This window comes from Paraburkholderia acidipaludis NBRC 101816 (assembly GCF_000684975.1).
Lineage (GTDB): Bacteria > Pseudomonadota > Gammaproteobacteria > Burkholderiales > Burkholderiaceae > Paraburkholderia > Paraburkholderia acidipaludis.
In genome coordinates, this window is record NZ_BAXZ01000046.1 from 1 (window position 1) to 5594 (window position 5594).

At 54.3% G+C, this 5594-nt stretch carries 2 tRNA genes and 3 rRNA genes; all 5 read left to right on the forward strand.

Annotation, left to right across the window (positions count from 1 at the left end):
* The first annotated feature begins 292 nt into the window (after positions 1–292).
* The 5 genes from BAC01S_RS29640 (at position 293) to rrf (ending at position 5590) form a co-directional block, all read left to right on the forward strand.
* Positions 293–1823: ribosomal RNA gene (locus BAC01S_RS29640) — 16S ribosomal RNA — on the forward strand.
* Positions 1824–1890: 67 nt separating this feature from the next.
* Positions 1891–1967 (forward strand) — tRNA-Ile (locus BAC01S_RS33140).
* A gap of 43 nt (positions 1968–2010) precedes the next feature.
* Positions 2011–2086, forward strand: a tRNA-Ala gene (locus tag BAC01S_RS29645).
* Between the two features lie 303 nt (positions 2087–2389).
* Positions 2390–5271: ribosomal RNA gene (locus tag BAC01S_RS29650) — 23S ribosomal RNA — on the forward strand.
* 205 nt (positions 5272–5476) lie between these two features.
* Positions 5477–5590, forward strand: a 5S ribosomal RNA gene (gene rrf, locus BAC01S_RS29655).
* The 16S, 23S and 5S rRNA genes sit together here with 2 tRNA genes alongside, the layout of an rRNA operon.
* The last annotated feature ends 4 nt before the right edge of the window (positions 5591–5594 follow it).

Genomic DNA, 5594 nt, shown 5'->3' on the forward strand with positions numbered 1-5594 from the left:
CATAATCTCGTTTCTCTGCTGCAGACGCAGCGACGCAGGAAGAAGCCGGTGGGCGGGTAGCTGGATGGATCCACAGTGCTTCGTTTTTGCGAACGATCTTTAAAAATTTACAGCCGATAAGTGTGGGCGCTTGATGCGGTGAGCGGGCCTGACTGTCCTTAGGGGTGGTCGGGAACAGCGAAAGTATCAAGAGTCTCACACGAAAGTAAGTCAGGTTTTTGGAGTTATCCAGAACCTGTCAGCTTTGAGTGAGCGACCTGTCTCGAGAGAGACAGAAAACAGTAACAGGTTTGAACTGAAGAGTTTGATCCTGGCTCAGATTGAACGCTGGCGGCATGCCTTACACATGCAAGTCGGACGGCAGCGCGGGAGCAATCCTGGCGGCGAGTGGCGAACGGGTGAGTAATACATCGGAACGTGTCCTGGAGTGGGGGATAGCCCGGCGAAAGCCGGATTAATACCGCATACGCTCTGAGGAGGAAAGCGGGGGATCTTCGGACCTCGCGCTCAAGGGGCGGCCGATGGCAGATTAGGTAGTTGGTGGGGTAAAGGCCTACCAAGCCGACGATCTGTAGCTGGTCTGAGAGGACGACCAGCCACACTGGGACTGAGACACGGCCCAGACTCCTACGGGAGGCAGCAGTGGGGAATTTTGGACAATGGGGGCAACCCTGATCCAGCAATGCCGCGTGTGTGAAGAAGGCCTTCGGGTTGTAAAGCACTTTTGTCCGGGAAGAAAGCATTCTGGCTAATATCTGGGGTGGATGACGGTACCGGAAGAATAAGCACCGGCTAACTACGTGCCAGCAGCCGCGGTAATACGTAGGGTGCGAGCGTTAATCGGAATTACTGGGCGTAAAGCGTGCGCAGGCGGTGATGTAAGACCGATGTGAAATCCCCGGGCTTAACCTGGGAACTGCATTGGTGACTGCATCGCTGGAGTATGGCAGAGGGGGGTGGAATTCCACGTGTAGCAGTGAAATGCGTAGAGATGTGGAGGAACACCGATGGCGAAGGCAGCCCCCTGGGCCAATACTGACGCTCATGCACGAAAGCGTGGGGAGCAAACAGGATTAGATACCCTGGTAGTCCACGCCCTAAACGATGTCAACTGGTTGTCGGGCCTTCATTGGCTTGGTAACGTAGCTAACGCGTGAAGTTGACCGCCTGGGGAGTACGGTCGCAAGATTAAAACTCAAAGGAATTGACGGGGACCCGCACAAGCGGTGGATGATGTGGATTAATTCGATGCAACGCGAAAAACCTTACCTACCCTTGACATGGACGGAATCCCGCTGAGAGGTGGGAGTGCCCGAAAGGGAGCCGTCACACAGGTGCTGCATGGCTGTCGTCAGCTCGTGTCGTGAGATGTTGGGTTAAGTCCCGCAACGAGCGCAACCCTTGTCCCCAGTTGCTACGCAAGAGCACTCCGGGGAGACTGCCGGTGACAAACCGGAGGAAGGTGGGGATGACGTCAAGTCCTCATGGCCCTTATGGGTAGGGCTTCACACGTCATACAATGGTCGGAACAGAGGGTTGCGAAGCCGCGAGGTGGAGCCAATCCCAGAAAACCGATCGTAGTCCGGATCGCAGTCTGCAACTCGACTGCGTGAAGCTGGAATCGCTAGTAATCGCGGATCAGCATGCCGCGGTGAATACGTTCCCGGGTCTTGTACACACCGCCCGTCACACCATGGGAGTGGGTTTTGCCAGAAGTGGCTAGTCTAACCGCAAGGAGGACGGTCACCACGGCAGGATTCATGACTGGGGTGAAGTCGTAACAAGGTAGCCGTATCGGAAGGTGCGGCTGGATCACCTCCTTTCCAGAGCTATTCCGCGAAAGCGCATTGAAGCGCTCACACTTGTCGGCTGTAGAAGAGACAGACTCAGGGGTCTGTAGCTCAGTCGGTTAGAGCACCGTCTTGATAAGGCGGGGGTCGTTGGTTCGAATCCAACCAGACCCACCACTGTCTGCGGTGGCTGACCGGTTTCCCCCTTGAGTATGTGACTGGGGGATTAGCTCAGCTGGGAGAGCACCTGCTTTGCAAGCAGGGGGTCGTCGGTTCGATCCCGTCATCCTCCACCAATCCTCAATGCACAGCGTTCTGCTGAAGTTCAGCAGAGCCTTTTGCATTGGCGATTGAGCCAGTCAGAGCGGTACGTAACAGTATCGGCTGTCGTTCTTTAACAATCAGGAAGAAGTAGTAAAGAGATTCATCCGGAACACACTTAGAGATGGGTGTGGAGTAGGTGAATCAGGGTTGTGATTGTATCGAAGTATTTTTTAAGTGATCGAAAGATTGCTTTGGAATACGGCACAACGCGAAAACTCAGCCTGTAGCGAGCGTGAATCGCATGAGCAATCATGAAAGAGACACACCCGTTATAGGGTCAAGCGAACAAGTGCATGTGGTGGATGCCTTGGCGATCACAGGCGATGAAGGACGCGGTAGCCTGCGAAAAGCTCCGGGGAGCTGGCAAACAAGCTTTGATCCGGAGATGTCCGAATGGGGAAACCCGGCCCGTATGGGTCATCCTGCGCTGAATACATAGGCGCAGTGAAGCGAACGCGGCGAACTGAAACATCTAAGTAGCCGCAGGAAAAGAAATCAACCGAGATTCCCAAAGTAGTGGCGAGCGAAATGGGATCAGCCTGTACTCTTTATCTGTACCGTTAATCGAACGCTCTGGAAAGTGCGGCCATAGCAGGTGATAGCCCTGTAGATGAAAACGGAACGGAAGAACTAGGTGTACGACAAGTAGGGCGGGACACGTGAAATCCTGTCTGAAGATGGGGGGACCATCCTCCAAGGCTAAATACTCGTGATCGACCGATAGTGAACCAGTACCGTGAGGGAAAGGCGAAAAGAACCCCGGGAGGGGAGTGAAACAGATCCTGAAACCGCATGCATACAAACAGTCGGAGCCTCGCAAGGGGTGACGGCGTACCTTTTGTATAATGGGTCAGCGACTTACATTCAGTGGCGAGCTTAACCGAATAGGGCAGGCGTAGCGAAAGCGAGTCCGAACAGGGCGTCCAGTCGCTGGGTGTAGACCCGAAACCAGGTGATCTATCCATGGCCAGGTTGAAGGCACGGTAACACGTGCTGGAGGACCGAACCCACTAACGTTGAAAAGTTAGGGGATGAGCTGTGGATAGGGGTGAAAGGCTAAACAAACCTGGAAATAGCTGGTTCTCTCCGAAAACTATTTAGGTAGTGCCTCGTGTCTCACCTTCGGGGGTAGAGCACTGTCATGGTTGAAGGGTCCATTGCGGATTACTTCGCCATAGCAAACTCCGAATACCGAAGAGTGCAATCACGGGAGACAGACGTCGGGTGCTAACGTCCGGCGTCAAGAGGGAAACAACCCAGACCGCCAGCTAAGGTCCCCAAATATGGCTAAGTGGGAAACGAAGTGGGAAGGCTAAAACAGTCAGGAGGTTGGCTTAGAAGCAGCCACCCTTTAAAGAAAGCGTAATAGCTCACTGATCGAGTCGTCCTGCGCGGAAGATGTAACGGGGCTAAGCCATATACCGAAGCTGCGGATGCGTGCTTTGCACGCATGGTAGGAGAGCGTTCTGTAAGCCTGCGAAGGTGCACTGGAAAGTGTGCTGGAGGTATCAGAAGTGCGAATGCTGACATGAGTAGCGATAAAGGGGGTGAAAGGCCCCCTCGCCGTAAGCCCAAGGTTTCCTACGCAACGTTCATCGGCGTAGGGTGAGTCGGCCCCTAAGGCGAGGCAGAAATGCGTAGCTGATGGGAAGCAGGTCAATATTCCTGCACCGGCGTGAAATGCGATGGGGGGACGGATCGCGGAAGGTTGTCCGGGTGTTGGAAGTCCCGGTCGCTGCATTGGAGAGGGTGCTCTGGCAAATCCGGGCACAGGACTCAAGGGTGTGGCGCGAGCTTCTTAGGAAGCGAAGCAACTGGAAGGGGTTCCAGGAAAAGCCTCTAAGCTTCAGTTTCACGTTGACCGTACCGCAAACCGACACAGGTGGGCGAGATGAGTATTCTAAGGCGCTTGAGAGAACTCGGGAGAAGGAACTCGGCAAATTGGTACCGTAACTTCGGGATAAGGTACGCCCTGGTAGCTTGAGGAGCCTGCGCTCCGAGGGTGAAGGGGTTGCAATAAACTGGTGGCTGCGACTGTTTAATAAAAACACAGCACTCTGCAAACACGAAAGTGGACGTATAGGGTGTGACGCCTGCCCGGTGCCGGAAGATTAAATGATGGGGTGCAAGCTCTTGATTGAAGTCCCGGTAAACGGCGGCCGTAACTATAACGGTCCTAAGGTAGCGAAATTCCTTGTCGGGTAAGTTCCGACCTGCACGAATGGCGTAACGATGGCCACACTGTCTCCTCCCGAGACTCAGCGAAGTTGAAGTGTTTGTGATGATGCAATCTCCCCGCGGCTAGACGGAAAGACCCCATGAACCTTTACTGCAGCTTTGCATTGGACTTTGAACCGGTTTGTGTAGGATAGGTGGGAGGCTGTGAAGCGTGAACGCCAGTTTGCGTGGAGCCGTCCTTGAAATACCACCCTGATCTGTTTGAGGTTCTAACCCTGGTCCGTGAATCCGGATCGGGGACAGTGCATGGCAGGCAGTTTGACTGGGGCGGTCTCCTCCCAAAGGGTAACGGAGGAGTACGAAGGTACGCTAGGTACGGTCGGAAATCGTGCTGATAGTGCAATGGCATAAGCGTGCTTGACTGTGAGACTGACAAGTCGAACAGGTGCGAAAGCAGGTCATAGTGATCCGGTGGTTCTGTATGGAAGGGCCATCGCTCAACGGATAAAAGGTACTCTGGGGATAACAGGCTGATACCGCCCAAGAGTTCATATCGACGGCGGTGTTTGGCACCTCGATGTCGGCTCATCTCATCCTGGGGCTGTAGCCGGTCCCAAGGGTATGGCTGTTCGCCATTTAAAGAGGTACGTGAGCTGGGTTTAAAACGTCGTGAGACAGTTTGGTCCCTATCTGCCGTGGGCGCTGGAAGTTTGAGGGGGCCTGCTCCTAGTACGAGAGGACCGGAGTGGACGAACCTCTGGTGTACCGGTTGTGACGCCAGTCGCATCGCCGGGTAGCTATGTTCGGAAGAGATAACCGCTGAAAGCATCTAAGCGGGAAACTCGCCTCAAGATGAGACTTCCCCGGAGCTTCGAGCTCCTTGAAGGGTCGTTCGAGACCAGGACGTTGATAGGTCAGGTGTGGAAGCGCAGTAATGCGTTAAGCTAACTGATACTAATTGCCCGTAAGGCTTGATCCTATAACAGGTGTGTTGCGATGATCGTTAGTGCTTCAGCACTTACGAGCATCTCACCCTGCACGCAGTGCAGGGCTCAAGTAGAGCATACGGTTGAGTGATCACGTGTTGTGCCAATCTAAACAACACAACCCCAACAAAAAACCTCTTTACGCTTCTTCCCGACTGGCTGTGGCGCACCACAAATGCGACGCAGCAACCCGTCATGCCTGATGACCATAGCGAGCTGGTCCCACCCCTTCCCATCCCGAACAGGACCGTGAAACAGCTCCACGCCGATGATAGTGCGGATTGCCCGTGTGAAAGTAGGTAATCGTCAGGCTCCT